Source organism: Achromobacter sp. KK8, from assembly GCF_054188005.1.
Map to the genome: position 1 here is coordinate 726,691 of NZ_CM135178.1, position 18,110 is coordinate 744,800.

Genomic DNA, 18,110 nt, shown 5'->3' on the forward strand with positions numbered 1-18,110 from the left:
CAATTCCGCCAAGGGCTTTTAAAGTAACGGCCTGGATCACATTCATCGAGGTATTCGTCCCATGCGCCATTGATGCCGCCGTCGCAATGACGGCCAGTCTCCACCCGCCCCCGTTCGCAGGGGGAGTTCCTGGCATCCCTGGAAGCATCACGCATGACGACTCCCTATCTCACGCTGGAAAGCGTGTCGTACCTGCTGCCCGACGGCAGCCCGCTTTTTTCCGGACTCGACGAAACCTTCGACGCGCGCCCCACCGGCCTGGTCGGGCGCAATGGCGTCGGCAAGACCGTGCTCGCGCGCATCCTGGCGGGGCAGTTGCCGCCGTCGAGCGGACGCTGCCTGCGATCAGGCAACGTCTTCTACCTGGCCCAACAGATTTCCCCGCCCGCCGGCGCCACCGTCGCCAGCCTGGCCGGCCTGCAAGGCACGCTGGACGCGCTGGCGCGCATCGAGGCCGGCAGCAGCGCGCCGGAAGACTTCGAGCGCGTCGGCGACCGCTGGGACATCCGCCAACGCCTGCAACACGCGCTGGAACGCGACGGCCTGGGCCATCTCGACGCCGCGACGCCGGCCAGCGCCCTCAGCGGCGGCGAAGCCATGCGCGTCGCGCTGGCCAGCGCCATGCTGTCCGAAGCCGAATTCCTCATCCTGGACGAACCCACCAACCACCTGGACCGCCGCAACCGCGAGGCACTGATCGAACAGCTGCGGCATTGGCCGCGCGGCTTGCTGGTCATCAGCCACGATCGGCAACTGCTCGACACCCTGGCGCGCATCGTGGAGCTGTCCTCGCTGGGCCTGCGCGGCTACGGCGGCAACTACAGTGCCTATGCCACAAGCAAAGAGCATGAACGCGCCAACGCGCTGGAATGGCTGGAACACCGCAAGCTCGAACGCCGGCGCGAGGAGCAGGCGATGCAGGCCTAGCGCGAGCGGCAGGAGCGCCGCCAGGCGCGCGGCCAGCGGCACGGCAAGCAGGCCAACCAGGCCAGGATCCTGCTCGACCGGCAAAAGGGCCGCAGCGAGGATTCGGCCGGCAGGCTGAGGCAGCAACACGCAGTCGCCCACGAACGCTTGGCACAGGCCGTGCGCGAGGCCGCGGAGCAAGTCGAACAGGACGCCGCAATCTCGCTGCATGCCCTGCCCATCGCGCAAGCGGCGCAGCGGCGCGTGGCGCAACTGGACCACGTCACGCTGCCTTTCATCGTGGCGCCCACCCGCCATGTCAGCCTTCAGCTGGGCGGACAGCAACGCGTCGCGGTGACCGGCCCCAACGGCTGCGGCAAATCGACCCTGCTCAAGGTGCTGGCGGGCCAACTCGCGCCCTTGTCGGGCGAGAGGAAGGCGGCGCCCGAAAGCGTCTACCTCGACCAGCGGCTGGCCGGCCTGGCACCGGAGCGGCCCGTGCTCGAACAGCTGCAGGCCGCCAACCCCAACCTGGCCGAAGGCGAACTGCGCGCGCGCCTGGCCCACCTCGGCCTGGATGCGCGCAAGATCCTGGCGCCCAGCGGCTCGCTCAGTGGCGGCGAACGCCTGAAGGCGGCGCTGGCTTGCGCGCTCTACGCCGATCCGCCGCCGCGCCTGTTGCTGCTGGACGAACCGGGCAATCACCTCGACCTGCCCTCCATGCTTGCCCTGGAAAGCATGCTGCGCGGCTATCCGGGCGCGCTGGTCGTGGTGTCGCACGACGAGGCGTTCCTGGACAACCTGGCGCTCACGGACAGGTTGCGGGCCACGCAAGGGGGTTGGCAGCTGGAACCGTGGTGAGCCCACACGATAACGATGCGTCGGCATGGCGATGAGGCCCCGCACTCCTCGCCATCGCCCCGCCCGCTCCCGTTCGCGCGGCTTCGCCATGCCCCTTAAACAAGTCTTCTTTTGCCGGCCCTGTGCGCGTTATGCGATCCAACCCGGGTGATATCCGGCATATTCCCTGGCAGCCATTCTCAATAAATAAAAATGCAAATCAATGGCGCTTCTTTTTCCAATATGAACAGGGATGAATTGTCATGCATCACCACTCGTCAGGCTCGTCCGCACTGCTTGGCCTGATCACGCTTGCCCTGGCATCCGCTGCCGCCCCGGTCCAGGCGCGGCAGCCGGATGCCGCCGGCAACACGTCGTCCGCACCGGCCACGCTGCCGGCCATTGAAGTGAGCGGGCAAGCCGACGAGCCCACCGAGGCGACACGCTCCTATACCGTGCCCTCGACCCGCGCCTCGACCGGCCTGACACTGAGTCCGAAGGAAACGCCCCAGTCCGTGTCGGTGGTGACCCGCCAGCAGATGGACGACCAGGGCATGCAGTCCATCGGCGACGTCCTGGGCAGCACCACGGGCATCACTTTCGTCGAGTTGGACAACGGCGGGCGCACCACCTACCGGGCCCGCGGATTCAACATCACCAACTACAAGGTCGATGGCCTGTCGATCATCGGCGGGTCCTCGTTCAACGGCGGCGGCAGCGGCGCGATCAACATGGATCTCTACGACCGCGTCAGCATCGTGCGCGGCGCGAACGGATTGTTGGGCGGCACCGGCGATCCCTCCGCCACCGTAGACCTGGTGCGCAAGCGCCCTGGCCGCGCGCTCGGCGCGAGCCTGACCGTGCGCACCGGAAGCTGGAACAAGAAGAATGCCGTCGGCGACATCAACATACCGCTGGCGGCGGACGGCCGTATCCGCTCGCGCCTGGTATTCAGCGGCGAGAACTCCGACGGGTTCCGCGACCACTCGAGCATCGAACGGCAGGGGTTCCTGTCCAGCTTCGCCATGGACGTGACGGACCGCACGCAGGTCGGCCTGGGCTTCCAGTACGAACACAGCATCTTCCACGGCGCCTCCTGGGGCGCCAACGTGCCCGCCTGGTTCGCGGACGGCTCGCCGACCCATTTCCGCCGCAGCCTCAACCTGGCGGCGGACTGGAGCAAGAGCGACATGGAAGCGAAGACGCTGTTCGCCTCGCTCGACCATCGCTTCGATAACGACTGGAAGCTGCGCGCCGATTATGCCCACACTTCGCGCGCGGACCTGAACAACAAGGGCGCGGTCAAGGTCAACAATGGCAAGGTCCGCTGGCCCCACTGGAAGCAGGACGGCAGCGGCGCCTACCTCAATGCCATCCATTCGGAGACGGAAGGCGAAACCGACGCGTTCTCGCTGGATCTGTCGGGGCCCCTGGAACTGTTCGGACGCCGGCATGAACTGCTCGTCGGCCTGAACGGCTCGCGCATGGACGAACCATCCTGGACCTTCAACAGCAGCAACTGCAGCATCGACGGCATCGCCGGCTTCAAGGGCCGCTGCCAATACCGCACCGAGCTGCCCGTCGCGGATTGGCGCGCCTGGCGCGGCGACGAATACGGCAACATCCGCGCGTTCCGCACCGACGCCCGCCGCGTCACCCGGACAACACTCTATGGCGGCTACGTCGCGGGACGCTTCGAGCTCGCCGACGACCTGACCCTGATCACCGGGCTGCGCCGCAGCGTCTACCAGATCCACAGCGACAACTACAACGCGGCGGGCGTCCGCGGCGCGCGCACCGGCGAAAACGCCGCTCGCGCCTGGACGCCCTACTACGGCCTGGTCTATGGATTGACACCGACCTACTCGGTCTACGCCAGCTACACCGATGTCTTCACGCCGCAGACCAACAAGAACGAAAGCGGCGACACCCTCAAGCCCATCACGGGCGCCAGCTACGAGGCCGGCATCAAGGGCGAATGGTTCAACGGCGCACTCAACGCCGCCGTGTCGGCATTCCGCAGCCAGCAGAAGAACGTCGCCTTGAAAGACGGCGACAGGTTGACGCCCGATGGCGACCAGGCCTACCGGCCCGGCACCGGCGTCACCGTCAAGGGCGTCGACGCCGAGATCGCCGGCGCCGTGACGGCCGCATGGAACGTCTACCTGGGCTACACCTATCTGGACGTCGGCAACAAGGACACCGCCGAGCGTCCCGACCCGCGCCATCTGCTGCGGCTGAACACCACCTACCGGCTGCAGGGACCGTTGCGAGGGCTGACCATCGGCGGCGGCCTGACCTGGCAAGGCAAGACGGTGTCCGAGCCCTACCCCGGCCGGCCGGATGGCCATGGCGGCTTCGACGACTCGCCGATTCCCCTGAAGGGCTATGCGCTGTTCAACGCGATGGCGCGCTACGACATCAACCGCCACCTGTCGGCCATGCTGAACGTCAGCAATCTGTTCGACAAGACGTACTACCGGCAGTATGGGTTCTATAACGGATTGATCTACGGCGAGCCGCGGCGGGTGACGTTGAGCTTGCAGGCGAAGTTCTAAATACTGCGCTACCCGTGTCGGAGCAGTATGTACTCCACCATTCGCCTGCGCCGGTCCCTTACCGGCGCAGGCGGATTCGCGCACTCGTCAGCCTCATATATTTTTAATGCACGCAAGCATTCGGCGGTGTGCTTATTCATGCTCGCCTCCCAGTTCTCGCTCGATCTGTTCGATGCTAGGCAGGCTGGTTTGCAGCTCTTCAGGCAAGGATTCCAACAGTTTGTACTCGGCAATACCCATGGGTTGTGTTTTGTCACCCAAGGCGTATTCGGCCACGACCTTGTTTTTGCTCTTGCACAGCAGCAGGCCAATGGTGGGGTTGTCCTGTTCGTGCTTGACCTGACGATCTACGGTAGTGAGGTAAAAACCCAGTTGCCCCAGATGCTCTGGCCTGAAGGCGCCTCCCTTGAGCTCGATGACAACGTAACAGCGCAGCTTCAGGTGATAGAACAGCAGGTCGATGAAGAATTCGTCACCCCCCACGTTCAGCAACACTTGCCGCCCAACGAAGGCAAAACCCGCGCCCAGCTCCAGCAGGAACTCGGTAACGTGTTTGACCAGGGCGTTTTCGATTGCCTGTTCCTGCGCTTCCTCGGTCAGGCCGAGAAAGTCAAAACGGTAGGGGTCTTTCAGCGACTCGCGTGCAAGGTCGGATTGGGGCGCGGGCAAGCGCGTGTCGAAATTGGTGACGGCCTGACCATTGCGTTCCAGCAGCTTGGCTTCAATCTGCATAACCAGCACATTGCGCGACCAGCCATGTTCGATGGCCCGGGCAGCATACCAACGGCGGGCTTCAGGACTGGACAGCTTGTCCAGCAACGCAAGTTGGTGGTACCAGGGCAATTGTGCAAGTACCTCTTGCACAAATGAAACGTCCGGCCAGGCTTGGGCAAAGGCACGCATGTACTTGAGATTGCGCGGGGAAAACCCTTTCATGTCAGGGAAAGCGGTGCGCAGGTCATGGGCCAGCCGCTCGATGACCTTGGCTCCCCAGCCTTGTTCGGTTTGCCGTTGCAAGATGTCCTGGCCGATCTGCCAGTAGAGCAGCACCAACTCACGGTTGACAGCACGCGCCACGTGCTGTTGAGCCGTGGAAATGCGGACTTTCAGCTCTCCCAGCCAGTGGTCGTAGCCTTCGGGCACGGACATCAAGGAGGCGGGCTTGTCGCTCATGCTGCGTCTCCGCTGGTGGCATTGAGCGCGGCCAGTAGTTCTGTTTTCAGCGCCCGTTGTGCCTCGGCGAGTTGCTGGGTGATTTGCTGGTATTCGGCCATTGGCTCATTCGGATCACCATACTCGACGGCTACTTCATGCGGGTCTTGCAGGAATAGCTCGTGATCCGATGATATCTTGACATGTGAATGCATCATTTCAAGATGAACACAGCCGGAAGGCAACACCAATTCAGCAGGTGTCGCATCTCACAACGTTCAAATGGGGTAATTCTCCGACTCATTACCCTCATTGGCGGATTCATTACCGCTATTCGATGGCCATCGAATAAGTGGCCGAATTGGGCTATTCACGCCCGCCAGCCCCTCAGAACGCCCCCCAGTCAAAGCCGCGCGACGACAGACACATCCAACCCTCAACTTCAACGCGGTCGTCCAGAGTCGGACGAGCAATTGGAGCTCGGCGGACCATAACGATGGTTTGAGAGACCTTTCACAACCACCACGGGCTGCCGAGCACCCAGCAATTAACCAGGAATGGGACCGCCCCGTCAGACGTTGAACAAGAAATTCATCACATCGCCATCCTGCACGATGTATTCCTTGCCTTCCGCCCGCATCTTGCCCGCTTCCTTCGCGCCCTGCTCGCCCTTGTAGGTGATGAAGTCTTCGTAAGCGATGGTCTGGGCGCGGATGAAGCCGCGTTCGAAGTCAGTGTGGATGACGCCTGCGGCCTGGGGCGCGGTGGCGCCGATCGGCACGGTCCAGGCGCGCACTTCCTTCACGCCGGCGGTGAAGTAGGTCTGCAGGCCCAGCAGCTTGAAGGCGGCTCGGATCAGGCGGTTCAGGCCCGGTTCTTCCATGCCCATGTCCGACAGGAAGGCCTGGCGGTCGGCGTCGTCCAGGTCGACGATTTCCGATTCGATGGCGGCGCAGATGGCGACCACCGGCGCGTTGCGGGCGGCGGCGAATTCGGTCAGGCGGTCCAGCAGCGGGTTGTTGGTGAAGCCGTCGTCGGCCACGTTGCCCACGTACATCGCGCGCTTGGCGGTGATGAAGCAGAGCTGGGCGATGTCGGCCTTTTCCTCGGTGGACAGGTCGAGCGCGCGGATCGGCTTGGCTTCGTTCAGTTGCGCCACGCACTTTTCCAGCACGGCGACGATGCGCTGCGATTCCTTGTCGCCGGAACGGGCGGTCTTCTGGTGGCGCTGCAGGGCCTTTTCGGCGGTCTGCAGGTCGGCCAGCGCCAGCTCGGTTTCGATGACTTCGATGTCGGCGATCGGATCGACCTTGCCGGCCACGTGGATCACGTTGGGATCCTCGAAGCAGCGCACCACGTTGACGATGGCGTCGGTTTCGCGGATGTGCGAGAGGAACTGGTTGCCCAGGCCTTCACCCTTGCTGGCGCCCGCCACCAGGCCGGCGATGTCGACGAATTCGACCGTGGCCGACAGGATGCGCTCGGGCTTGACGATCTCGGCCAGCTTCTGCAGACGCGGATCCGGCACCTCGACCACGCCGACGTTCGGCTCGATGGTGCAGAACGGATAGTTCTCGGCGGCGATGCCGGCGCGGGTCAGAGCGTTGAAGAGTGTCGATTTGCCAACGTTGGGCAGGCCGACGATGCCGCATTGCAGAGCCATGGGAATCCTGTGTAAGTACGGTATTGATCGTTAACGTTCTAGTTTACCCCGCCAGGCGGCGCATCATGATGACCGCGCCCAGGGGGACGGCCGGCTCAACTCGCCGCCGTGGGGGCCCAGCGCATCACGGCCCAGATCAGCAAAATGGGGCCGGCGTTGAACATGGCGTGCAGCGCGATGGCCGCGCCGATGCCGCGGCGGATGCGGATCCAGCCCAGCACCAGGCCGGTGACCCATTGCGGCAGCACCAGCAGCGGCAGCAGCCAGTACGGCGTGTGGTTGAAGACGAAGTTGGTCAGGTGCACGGCGGCGAAGGTCAGCGCCACCAGGTGGAACACCCAGCCGAAATGTTTCAGGTAATGGCGCCGCCAGGCGGTGTTCCAGCCATTGAGCGGCGCGGGGCGCGGACGCAGCGACCAGCAGGCCAGCAACACGAAAGCGGCCAACAAAAGGCCAGTCCAAATGCGCGGGCCGTACAGCACCACCGGCAGCAGCGCCGGACACAGCCACAGCGCCTGCCTGGGCCGTCGCAGGCCATAGCGGAACAGCATTTCCTCGACAAGCGGGGCCCAGATCACCGCCGTCAGCCAGGGGATGTTGGCCGGGTCCAGCCGATGCGTGACGCCGCCGACGCCGGCCGCGGCGACCGCCACCGGCCCCAGGGCGAACAGGTTGATCAGCCACAGCAAGGCGGCCCAGGCCAGCAGGCGCCCCGGGCCAACGCCCGGCCACCAATCCGACACCCAGCCGATCGCCGGGGCGCGCCCCGGCAGGCGCCGCAATGGGCGCGGCCGGCGCACGAAGCGCCAGAAGTCGGCCAGCTCGCTGCGGAAGCGCAGCTTGCGCGGTTCGGCGAAAGCCGGAGCGCCGTCCATCAGGCGTCGTTGCCGCTGTGCAGCTGGCGGGTGGCCAGCGCGAAGTCGCCCGCCAGCATGGCCGGCACCACGGCGCGGCAGCGGTCGATGACCGCCTCGATTTCCTTTTGTTCTTCGCGGCGCGGCGGATGCAGCACGAAGTCCGCCACCTGCTGCGCCAGGCCGAGCGTGCGCGGATGGCCGATGCCGATGCGCAGGCGCCAGAAGTTCGGGCTGCCGAGCGCGGCCTGGATGTCCTTCAGGCCGTTGTGGCCGGCATGGCCGCCGCCCTGCTTGAGTTTCACCTGGCCCGGCATCAGGTCGAGTTCGTCGTGCAGCACCAACACCTGCTCCGGCGTCAGCTTGTAAAAGCGCGCAAGCGCCCCGACCGCCTGGCCGGAACGGTTCATGTAGGTGTTGGGCTTGAGCAGCAGGACGTTGTCGGCCCCCAGGCGGGATTTGGCCACCATGCCGAAGAACGACTTCTCCAGCGCGAACGAGGCGCGCAGGTCGTCCGCCAGGTGGTCGGCCAGCCAGAAGCCCGCGTTGTGGCGGGTGGTTTCGTAGTCGGGACCGGGGTTACCCAATCCCACGATGAGGCGTATGGGAATAGACATGATGGGGGGTGTTTAAACCAAAAAACCCTGCGCATGCAAATGCACACGCAGGGTTTCGGGCGCAAGCCGCGGGAAAGCCGAAGCTTTCCGGCAGGACTTAGGCGGCGGGAGCAGCCGGAGCGGCGTCGGCGTCGTCGGCGGCAGCGCCACCCTTGACGACAGCAGCGGCCAGCAGCGGGTTCTCTTCACCACCGTGCGGGACGTAGGTCACGCCCATCGGCAGCTTGATGTCGGCCAGGTGGATCGAAGCGCCGGCCAGGATGTCGGCCAGGTTGACTTCGATGAACTGGGGCAGCGCCGACGGCAGGCACGTGATTTCCAGTTCGGTGGCGACGTGGCTGATGATCGCGCCGCTCAGCTTGACGGCCGGCGAGACTTCAGCGTTCACGAAGTGCAGCGGCACCTTGGTGCGCAGCGCCTGGTTGGCGTCGACGCGCTGGAAGTCCACGTGCAGGACTTGCGGCTTGTAGGCGTGCCATTGAACCGAACGCAGCAGGACCTGTTCGTCCTTGGCGCCTTCGAGCTGCATTTGCAGGATCGAAGCGTGGAATTCTTCCTTGCGCAGGGCGTGGTAGATCTCGTTGTGGTCGAGTTCGATGTTCAACGGGGCAGCCGAACCACCATAAACAATGGCGGGAACGCGGCCCGCGCGGCGCAGGCGGCGGCTCGCACTCGAACCCTGGACGCTACGCGCAGTGGCAGTAAATTTCATGGAAAACTCCAAAAACAAAAAATGGCGAAGCGGACTTCACCGGTTAAAGACACGGCGCACAACAGGTGCGCCGTGTTGCTTGCGCCTTGCCGCGACCAGCAAGACACAAAAAACGGGGAGGCTGGCGTCAGTCGACGAACAGCGAGCTGACCGATTCCGCGTTCGAGATACGCAGGATGGTCTCGCCCAGCAGCGCGGCGCACGACAGCTGGCGGATCTTGCCGCTGGCCTGGCCTTGCTCGGAGAGCGGAATGGTGTCGGTGACGACCAGTTCGTCCAGTTCCGACGCCTCGATGCGGTCGATGGCGCCGCCCGACAGCACGGGGTGCGTGCAATAGGCGTAGACGGCGCCGGCGCCGCGGTCCTTCAGGGCCTGGGCCGCCTTGCACAGCGTGCCGGCGGTGTCGACCATGTCGTCCATGATGATGCAGGTGCGGCCGTCGACTTCACCGATGATGTTCATCACTTCCGACACGTTGGCGCGCGGACGACGCTTGTCGATGATGGCCAGGTCGGCTTCGAGCTGCTTGGCCAGCGCGCGGGCGCGCACCACGCCGCCGATGTCCGGGGACACGACGACCAGGTTCGAGAAATTGCGGCGCCAGATGTCGCCCAGCAAAATCGGACCGGCGTAGATGTTGTCCACGGGAATGTCGAAGAAGCCCTGGATCTGGTCGGCGTGCAGGTCCATCGTCAGGACGCGATCGACGCCAGCCACTTGCAGCATGTTGGCCACGACCTTGGCCGAGATCGCGACGCGCGCCGAGCGCGGGCGGCGGTCCTGGCGGGCGTAGCCGAAATAGGGAATCGCGGCGGTGATGCGGCCGGCCGAGGCGCGGCGCAGGGCATCGACCATCACCATGATTTCCATCAGGTTGTCATTGGTAGGCGCACAGGTGGGCTGCAGGACGAAGACGTCCTTGCCACGCACGTTCTCGTTGATCTCGACCATCACCTCGCCGTCCGAGAAGCGACCGACGGTCATCTTGCCCAGGGACATGTCGAGGTGGTTGACTACGTCCACGGCCAGCCGAGTGTTGGCCGTGCCCGTGAAGATCATGAAGCTATCGTTTGCCATGATGGATGATGCGATGGTCGTTTCGAGACACTAACGAGGTGATGCGAGAACCTGCTGAAACCGGAAAATAAAAAAGCTGCTGAACCCGGGCCAGTGTCTTACAGGCGTGTTCAACAGCTTTGTTATGTATTCGGTTGGCTGGGGAGGAAGGATTCGAACCTTCGCATGCCGGAATCAAAATCCGGTGCCTTAACCAGCTTGGCGACTCCCCAACTATCTTGCAATCCAATTCCGCAACGGATGTTCAGTCAACCCAGGACATGCCTGCACTAACCGGAACCGTGGATGCGTTGTGCTGCCTGTGTCATCTGCATTTCTGCAGTTTGCTTCAACAGCGCCGCGCATTGTAGCGGTAATTTCCGTTTTCGCCAAAACGGCCTCCGACAGCTCGGAAAACTCGGCGTATAGACACGCGCCAGATCCCGACATGCGAACTTGGGTTCCCGTGTTTTTCAACACGCCCTGCTCTGCAAGCCACCGCGATGCCCTGAGAACCTCAGGATAAAGTCGGTAGACCACCGGCTCCAAATCATTTTTCCCGAAGGAAAATGTAGGCGAAGCAAGAAAGTCCGCTATTGTGATGTAAGAAGAATCCCTTGTCAAATCGGGTGCGGAAAAAATTCCAACGGTCGGCACGCTCGCGTCCGGCTGCGCCACCAGATAGGCCCGCGCCGGCAGGTCCAGCGCGGTCAGTTTTTCGCCCACGCCCTCGGCGAAAGCGGACTGGCCGAACACGAACACCGGCACGTCGGCGCCCAGCGGCAGGGCCAGCGCCATCAGTTCTCGCCGCGACAGCCGGGTGCCCCACAAGCGGTTCAATGCGATCAGCACGGTGGCCGCGTCGCTCGAACCGCCACCCAGGCCGCCGCCCTGCGGAATGCGCTTTTCCAGCGCGATCTGCGCGCCCTGGCGCGTGCCGGTGGCCTGTTGCAGGGCGCGGGCGGCGCGCAAGGTCAGGTCGTCCTCTTCGGACACGCCCGCCAATTCCGTGGCGCGGCTGATGACGCCATCGGCGCGCGCCTCGAAGTGCAGCGTGTCGCACAGGTCGATGAAGCGAAAAGCCGTCTGCAGCAGGTGGTAGCCGTCGGGACGGCGGCCCACCACGTGCAGGAACAGGTTCACCTTGGCGGGCGCGGGTACGTCGTAGAGGGTCACGGCGGATCGGGAAAAAGGACGGATGCGTCGATTTTAGCGACCCGCCCGGGGTGGCGAGCGCCGGGACGCCATGACAGGGCCGCTGGCGTCCCGGGGGACCGGCGGGAGACCGATCCTATCGTCCGCAAGGAACGGCGCAACGGGAATGGGTCCCGGCTTGCCCGGACCTGGACGCCGCCCTCGGATGCGGATCAGGCGATCTGCGGCGCGACGCGGCCGGCCAGGCGTTCGGCCGGGGCCTCGATCACCTGCCCTTCCGGCAGCTTGAACACCGCCACGGCGCCCGCCAGCTGGCGCGCCTGCTCTTCGAGCGCACCGGCCGCGGCGGCGGCCTGCTCCACCAGCGCGGCGTTCTGCTGGGTCACGCCGTCCATCTGCGTCACGGCGCGGTTGACCTGGTCGATGCCGGTGGCCTGTTCCTCCGACGCGGCCGAGATTTCGCCCATCAGGCTGGTCACGCGCTGCACCGAATCGACGATCTCGCGCATGGTGGCGCCGGCGGTTTCCACTTGCTCGGAACCGACGCCGACCTTCTGCGCCGAGTCCTCGATGAGCTGCTTGATTTCCTTGGCGGCGGCGGCGCTGCGCTGGGCCAGCGTGCGCACCTCGCTGGCGACCACGGCAAAGCCCTTGCCCTGCTCGCCGGCGCGCGCGGCCTCGACCGCGGCATTGAGCGCCAGGATGTTGGTCTGGAATGCGATGCCGTCGATCACGCCGACGATGTCGGAAATGCGCGACGAGCTGCCCTGGATGGCGCGCATGGTCTCGACCACGCTGGAGACGGCCTCGCCGCCGCGCTGCGCCACGGCGGCCGAGGCGGCCACCATGCGGTTGGCTTCGCGCGCGGTGTCGGCGTTCTGCTTCACCGTGGTCGCCAGCTCTTCCATGCTGGCGGCGGTTTCCTCGAGCGAGGCGGCCTGTTCTTCGGTGCGGCTGGACAGGTCGGCATTGCCGGACGAAATCTCGCGCGCGCCGACGTTGATCTCATCGACCCCGCGGCGCACCGTGGACACCGTGCGCACCAGGCTGTCCTGCATGGCGCGCAGGGCGCCCAGCAGCGCGCCGATCTCATTGCGGCCGCGATCGGCCACGCGGCGCGTCAGGTCGCCCTCGGCGATGCGGCGGAAGATGTCGCCGGCTTCCAGCAGCGGCCGCACGATCATGCGGCGGATCAGCACGTGCGCGCCCACCGCCATCAACAGGCCCAGCACCAGGATGCCGCCGAGCAGATAGGAAAAGACCATGTGAAACAGCGAGATCTCGTCCATCACCTCCTGCCCGGTGGTCTCGGCGCGGCGCATGAAGGCGTCGCGCTCGGACACCAGCAGCTCCTGCACCTGCTGCGTGCCCTGCTTGAAGTAGGCGTCCATGTCACCGGCCTCGAGCACCTTGCCGACGTTCTGCAGGTTGTTGCTCAGATTGCCGTAGGCCTCGATCAGGTCCTTGGACTCGGCTTTCTCCTGCGCCGACAAACCGCCGGCAAAGCCCTGGAAGGCCCGGTCACCCGCGGCAATGCGCTGGCGCGCCAGGCGCAGTGCGGTGGTGTCGCTGGCGTTGCCCTGCGCCACCCGGGTGGCATAACGGCTCAGGTCGGTGCGCGCCGCCACCAGGGACAACGCGGCCGTGTTCACGGCGTTGACCTGCTGCGAGGAAAGGCGATAGAGCTGGCCGACGTCCTGGTTGGTCTGCCGCAGGGCGACGAAACCCATGCCGCCCACCAGCAGCTGGAAAGTGAAAAACACCGCGATGATCCCCAAGAGCATCGTCGCGATCCGCGTATTCCTGAACATTGGCATTCTCCGTAAAAAAGCGGCGGCGCGATCCGCGGCCACCGGCCTTGCATGCCGCGCGCGGGGGTCGTGCGCGCGGGTGTCGGAAGAATTATTCAGGTTAAACAGAATCTATCAATCAGTAACAAAGTCGATTTTGCAACGCTGATTTGCTGATTGAAGCGGGGCGGACGTGCTACAGCCAGACGACACAACGGCCCCGCAGGGCCGTCGAGGAAGTCACGAAGCGGTAGCAATCAGGGCTGGTTGACGACCAGGCGCACCATGATGCGGCGCCCCGGCTCCTGGCGCTCCAGCACCAGCATCTGCGGGCCGAGCGTGTCGTAGCGCGACAGCCGCGCGCGCCAGCCGCCCTGCTCGAAGGCCACGGGGCGTCCCAGGTCGTCGTTGGATACATCGGTGGCCTCGGGCTGGCCCGGCAGCTTGCCGCGCAGCCAATCGCGCATGCCGGATACCGGCATGCTGCTGCCCAGGGCGTCTTCGGCCAGGGCATCGGGGTTGTCGGCCACCAGGCGGGTGCCGTCGGCCTTGGTCAGGCTGGCCGCGCCGGGCTGGCCTTCGACCCGCGCCTCGGTCGAGCCGAGCGGATTGGTCAGGTCGAGCACGTAGCGGCGGCCATCGTCCGACCAGGAAAAGCCGCCTTGCACGGCGCTCTGCTTGCCGTTTTCCTCGTTGACCGTGATGGCGAAGCGTCCGATGCGCGAGAACGCGTCGGGCGAGGCGCCTTCAATGGGCTTGGGCGTGGTGGTGCAGGCCGCCAGCACGAACGCCAGCATGGCCAGCAGCGCCCAGCGCATCCATTCCAGGCCGAGACCGCGCGACGCTGCCGTCACAGGCTGACTCCCAGGCGCTTGATGACGTCAAGCACGGTCCTGTTCTTGGGATCCTTCTGCACCGCGGCGCGCAACAACTCGACCGCCTGGTCGCGTTTGCCCTGGGTCCAGAGCACTTCGGCCAGGTGGGCCGCGATGTCGGCCTCGGGCCGCACGCTGTAGGCGCGCCGCAGGTAGTCGGCGGCGGCGATCTGGTCGCCCATGCGGAATTTGACCCAGCCCATGCTGTCCAGGATGAACGGATCGTTGGGCGAAAGTTCCAGCGCCTGCGTGATCAGGTCCAGGGCTTCAGGCAGGCGCTGGTTGTGGTCGGCCAGCGTGTAGCCCAGCGCGTTGTAGGCGTGGGCATGCTCGGGATCCAGCGCGATGACCTGGCGCAGCATGCGCTCGAGGTCGGCCAGGCGGTCCTGGCGTTCGTACAGCATGGCCAATTCGTACTTGATCTCGACGGTATCGGGCAGCGCCTGGTCGGCCGCTTCCAGCACCGAGACGGCCTGGCCGACGCGGTCGGCGTCGCGCAGGATCTGCGCCTTGGTCAGCACGCCCAGCGTGCGCTCTTCCTCGTCCTGGGGCGCGGCGGCATCGACCATCTTGATGGCGTCATCGATACGGCCGGACTTGGCGCGCAGGGCGGCCTGGCGCATGCGGGCCGAGAAGCGCAGCGACGGGTCGTCGATGCGGCCGAGTTCGGCGATGGCTTCATCGTACTGGCCCTGGTCTTCGGCGATGCGCGACAGCAGCACGTGGGCATCGGCCGCGGCGGCGCCGGCGTCGGTGGCGCCCGGCACGATGGCGCGCTGGCGCTGGTTCTGCACGTCCAGGTACTGCTGCAGCAGGGTCTTGGCCTGCGGCAATTGGCCGGCCTTGTAGGCCAGTTGGGCCTGCATGAAGAGCAGGTCGAAGTCTTCCGGCGAGCGCCGCGACATGGCCTGCAATTCGGCGAGGGCGCCGTTGTAGTCGCCGGCATCGGCCATCTGGCCGGCCAGCATCAGGCGCACCTTGCGGGCGTTGGGATTGCGGGCGATATAGGCCTGGGCCTCGGCCTGCGCGCGCTGCGGATCGACCTTGGCGCCGTACTCCAGCACGCGCTGGGCGGCGGGCTCGGACCTGGGATCGGCGGCCAGGGCGGCGCGAGCCTCCTGGGCGGCGCGCGGGTAGTCGCCGGCGGCCGAGGCCACGTCGGCCAGCGCCAGATGGGCGGCGGGCAGCTTGCGCACGCTGTCGCTCAGGGATTCGTCGAGGATGCGCAACGCCAGGCGGCGGTCGTTCAGGCGGCTCAGCACCGCCAGGGCCTGGCCGATGGCGGCAGGCTTGTCGCGCGAGGCCTCGATGCGGTTGCGCAGCGCCTGCGACAGGCCCTTGGTCTGGCCGTTGGCCGCGGCCAGCGCCAGTTCGGTGGAGCTGGCTTCAAGATCGTTCGGCGACAGACGGGCCCAGACACGGGCCGCGTCCAGCGCGCCGGGCAGGTTGCCGCCGGCCAGCTGGAATTCCAGGCCGCGGCGCGCCAGGCGGGGATCGCCGGTGTCGCGCGCCAGGCCGACCATGGTGTTGGCGGCGGTGCCGTACATGCCGCGCTGGGCGGCGATTTCCGAAGCCAGCACGCGGTAGAAGATGTCGGCGGTCAGCGACACGTAGGGCAGCTGGCCGGGACGCAGGCGGATCACCTCGGTTTCAGGCTGGCGGTTCTGGGGCGCCATGCGGGGGCCGGTCGCATCCCGCGTCCGGCTGTCGGCGGCCTGGGCTTGAGGGGCCAGGGTGGAGGCCAACGCAAGCGCCAGCGCGGCAATCCCGATATTCATTTGTTTGAAAGACGACTTCACGCGGCCCGTCCGGTTGGTGGCACAATCTTCGTACACGCAATTGATGATCTTACACTGGCTCATGCCGGAACTGCCTGAAGTTGAAACTACGCGTCGCGGAATCGACGCCGTCATCACCGGCCGCCCGCTCACGCGGCTGGTCGTCCATGAGTCCCGGATGCGCTGGCCCATCCCGGCCGAACTGCCCGCCCTGGTTGGCGGCCACACGGTGCGCGAATGCGGCCGCCGCGGCAAGTACCTGCTGCTGCGCTTCGACCACGGCACCCAGATCGTGCACCTGGGCATGTCCGGTTCGCTGCGCAGCGTGGCGCCCGGTGAATTCCTGCGCAAGCACGACCACGTCGAATGGATCTTCGACCAGGCGGTGCTGCGCCTGCACGACCCGCGCCGCTTCGGCGCGGTGTTGTGGCATCCCGATGCGGACGGACCGGTCGAAAACCACCCCCTGCTGGCCAAGCTCGGCATCGAGCCGTTCGACCCGCGCTTCGACGGCGCCTGGCTGCACCATCACTTCAAGAACCACGGCGCCGCGATCAAGCAAGTGCTGCTGGCCGGCATGGCGTTGGTGGGTGTGGGCAATATCTATGCCTCCGAAAGCCTGTTCCGCGCGCGCATCAATCCCAAGACCCCGGCCAACAAGCTGTCGCGCGCCCGCTGCGACCGCCTGGCGGACATGGTGCGCGCCACCCTGGCCGACGCCCTGACCTCCGGCGGCAGCACCCTGCGCGACTACGTCGGCGCCACCGGCGAGCCGGGCGCCTATTTCGAGATCCACGCCGCGGTCTATGAACGCGCCGGCCAGCCCTGCCGGGTCTGCGGCACGCCGATCAGGCGCATCGTCCAGGGCCAGCGGGCCACCTATTACTGCCCGAAGTGCCAGAAGACCTGAGCGCCCCCGCCTGACTTCTGTCCAAGTCCCTGGGGCCTCCTTTGGTCCGAAAGGTTCCCATCCCGGGCCGCCCTGCGCGGCCCGGATGCATTTGGGCAGCCCCGGAAATCCAAGGGAAATCCCTGCCAAAAAGGGTCAATTCGTTTATAGCAAACGTATTGCACAACAACTAACGCCACGCTATAGTCCGTCCACACACCCTATTCCTATAAAAGTGGAAGGAGCCTCCATGAGCAAGCAATTCGCTTCGCACGCCGACCTGAGCGACAAGGTCGTGTCGTTCGAAAAGCTGTCCGACAACGCCTACGCCTACACCGCCGAAGGCGATCCCAACACCGGCGTGATCATCGGCGACGAGGCCGTCATGGTGGTCGACACCCAGGCCACCCCGGTCATGGCGCAGGACGTCATCCGCCGCATCCGCGAAGTCACCGACAAGCCGATCAAGTACATCCTGCTGTCGCACTACCACGCGGTGCGCGTGTTCGGCGCCTCGGCCTACAACGCCCAGGAAATCCTGGCCAGCCGCGACACCTACGACCTGATCGCCGAACGCGGCGAGCAGGACAAGGCCAGCGAAATCGGCCGTTTCCCGCGCCTGTTCCGCAACGCCGAATCGATTCCCCCCGGCCTGGTCTGGCCCACCATGACGTTCAAGGGCGAGATGACCGTCAACCTGGGCAACCTCGAGGTCAAGCTGCTGCAGGTCGGCCGCGGCCACACCAAGGGCGACACCATCGCCTGGCTGCCCGAGCAGAAGATCCTGTTCGCCGGCGACCTGGTCGAATACCAGTCCACCCCCTACTGCGGCGACGCCTACTTCCGCGACTGGCCCAGCACGCTGGACGCGCTGTCGGGCTTCGAGGCCGAAAAGATGGTGCCCGGCCGCGGCCCGGCGCTCAAGAACGCCACCGAAGTGCGCCAGGGCCTGGCCGGCACGCGCGCCTTCCTGACCGACCTGTACGGCGCGGTCAACCGCGGCGTGGCCGAGGGCAAGGACCTGAAGACGATCTACCGCGAGGTCTACGACTTCATGAAGCCGCGCTACAGCGACTGGGTCATCTTCGACCACTGCATGCCGTTCGACGTATCGCGCGCCTACGACGAGGCCACCGGCCACGTCCATCCGCGCATCTGGACCGACAAGCGCGACCTGGAAATGTGGGCGCAGCTGGAGGGCTGATCCCGCGCGGCCGGCGCGCCGGCCGCTGTTCCACAGATCGAAACGGCTGCACGCAATCCG

The 18,110-nt window shown here is 65.7% G+C and carries 13 protein-coding genes, 1 tRNA gene and 1 pseudogene; 4 read left to right on the plus strand and 11 right to left on the minus strand.

Features of this window, described 5'->3' with window-relative positions:
• The first annotated feature begins 153 nt into the window (after positions 1-153).
• Both ACVN9Z_RS03410 and ACVN9Z_RS03415 read left to right on the plus strand, forming a co-directional pair.
• Positions 154-1,767, plus strand: a pseudogene (locus tag ACVN9Z_RS03410) (ABC-F family ATP-binding cassette domain-containing protein).
• Between the two features lie 242 nt (positions 1,768-2,009).
• Complete coding sequence (locus tag ACVN9Z_RS03415) at positions 2,010-4,304, plus strand: TonB-dependent siderophore receptor (RefSeq protein WP_070781962.1); 2,295 nt, start codon at positions 2,010-2,012, stop codon at positions 4,302-4,304.
• 132 nt (positions 4,305-4,436) lie between these two features.
• Here ACVN9Z_RS03415 and ACVN9Z_RS03420 read toward each other — a convergent pair whose 3' ends face one another.
• The 11 genes from ACVN9Z_RS03420 to ACVN9Z_RS03470 form a co-directional block, all read right to left on the minus strand.
• On the minus strand, positions 4,437-5,477 hold the full coding sequence (locus ACVN9Z_RS03420; protein WP_200221856.1) for a PDDEXK nuclease domain-containing protein: 1,041 nt from the start codon (positions 5,475-5,477) through the stop codon (positions 4,437-4,439).
• Positions 5,478-6,027: 550 nt separating this feature from the next.
• Positions 6,028-7,119 (minus strand): redox-regulated ATPase YchF, encoded by a 1,092-nt coding sequence (gene ychF / locus ACVN9Z_RS03425; protein ID WP_006385927.1) that lies wholly within the window; start codon positions 7,117-7,119, stop codon positions 6,028-6,030.
• 95 nt (positions 7,120-7,214) lie between these two features.
• Positions 7,215-7,994 (minus strand): CPBP family glutamic-type intramembrane protease, encoded by a 780-nt coding sequence (locus tag ACVN9Z_RS03430; RefSeq protein WP_054481803.1) that lies wholly within the window; start codon positions 7,992-7,994, stop codon positions 7,215-7,217.
• Positions 7,994-8,590 (minus strand): aminoacyl-tRNA hydrolase, encoded by a 597-nt coding sequence (gene pth / locus ACVN9Z_RS03435; protein ID WP_026384832.1) that lies wholly within the window; start codon positions 8,588-8,590, stop codon positions 7,994-7,996. The genes ACVN9Z_RS03430 and pth overlap by 1 nt, the downstream gene beginning before the upstream one ends.
• Before the next feature lie 97 nt (positions 8,591-8,687).
• Positions 8,688-9,302 carry a 50S ribosomal protein L25/general stress protein Ctc gene (locus ACVN9Z_RS03440; RefSeq protein WP_006385925.1) on the minus strand — a complete coding sequence of 205 codons (615 nt, stop codon included), beginning with the start codon at positions 9,300-9,302 and terminating at the stop codon, positions 8,688-8,690.
• Between the two features lie 127 nt (positions 9,303-9,429).
• A complete protein-coding gene (locus ACVN9Z_RS03445) occupies positions 9,430-10,380 on the minus strand; it encodes a ribose-phosphate pyrophosphokinase (protein WP_006227587.1) in 951 nt (316 codons plus the stop codon).
• A 135-nt stretch (positions 10,381-10,515) separates the two neighbouring features.
• Positions 10,516-10,592, minus strand: a tRNA-Gln gene (locus ACVN9Z_RS03450).
• Between the two features lies 1 nt (position 10,593).
• The gene (gene ispE, locus ACVN9Z_RS03455; RefSeq protein WP_179840792.1) at positions 10,594-11,535 is read right to left on the minus strand and encodes a 4-(cytidine 5'-diphospho)-2-C-methyl-D-erythritol kinase; all 942 of its coding nucleotides are present in this window, start codon (positions 11,533-11,535) and stop codon (positions 10,594-10,596) included.
• Positions 11,536-11,726: 191 nt separating this feature from the next.
• Entirely contained in the window at positions 11,727-13,325 is a 1,599-nt protein-coding gene (locus ACVN9Z_RS03460; protein ID WP_006385923.1) for a methyl-accepting chemotaxis protein, read from the minus strand.
• 236 nt (positions 13,326-13,561) lie between these two features.
• Entirely contained in the window at positions 13,562-14,122 is a 561-nt protein-coding gene (lolB, locus tag ACVN9Z_RS03465; RefSeq protein WP_020926327.1) for a lipoprotein insertase outer membrane protein LolB, read from the minus strand.
• Between the two features lie 32 nt (positions 14,123-14,154).
• The gene (locus tag ACVN9Z_RS03470; protein ID WP_006385921.1) at positions 14,155-16,041 is read right to left on the minus strand and encodes a tetratricopeptide repeat protein; all 1,887 of its coding nucleotides are present in this window, start codon (positions 16,039-16,041) and stop codon (positions 14,155-14,157) included.
• Here ACVN9Z_RS03470 and mutM point away from each other — a divergent pair.
• Both mutM and ACVN9Z_RS03480 read left to right on the plus strand, forming a co-directional pair.
• Positions 16,040-16,867 carry a bifunctional DNA-formamidopyrimidine glycosylase/DNA-(apurinic or apyrimidinic site) lyase gene (gene mutM, locus ACVN9Z_RS03475; RefSeq protein WP_458213128.1) on the plus strand — a complete coding sequence of 276 codons (828 nt, stop codon included), beginning with the start codon at positions 16,040-16,042 and terminating at the stop codon, positions 16,865-16,867. The genes ACVN9Z_RS03470 and mutM overlap by 2 nt on opposite strands.
• 229 nt (positions 16,868-17,096) lie before the next feature.
• The gene (locus ACVN9Z_RS03480; RefSeq protein WP_006385919.1) at positions 17,097-18,050 is read left to right on the plus strand and encodes an MBL fold metallo-hydrolase; all 954 of its coding nucleotides are present in this window, start codon (positions 17,097-17,099) and stop codon (positions 18,048-18,050) included.
• Positions 18,051-18,110: the final 60 nt, after the last annotated feature.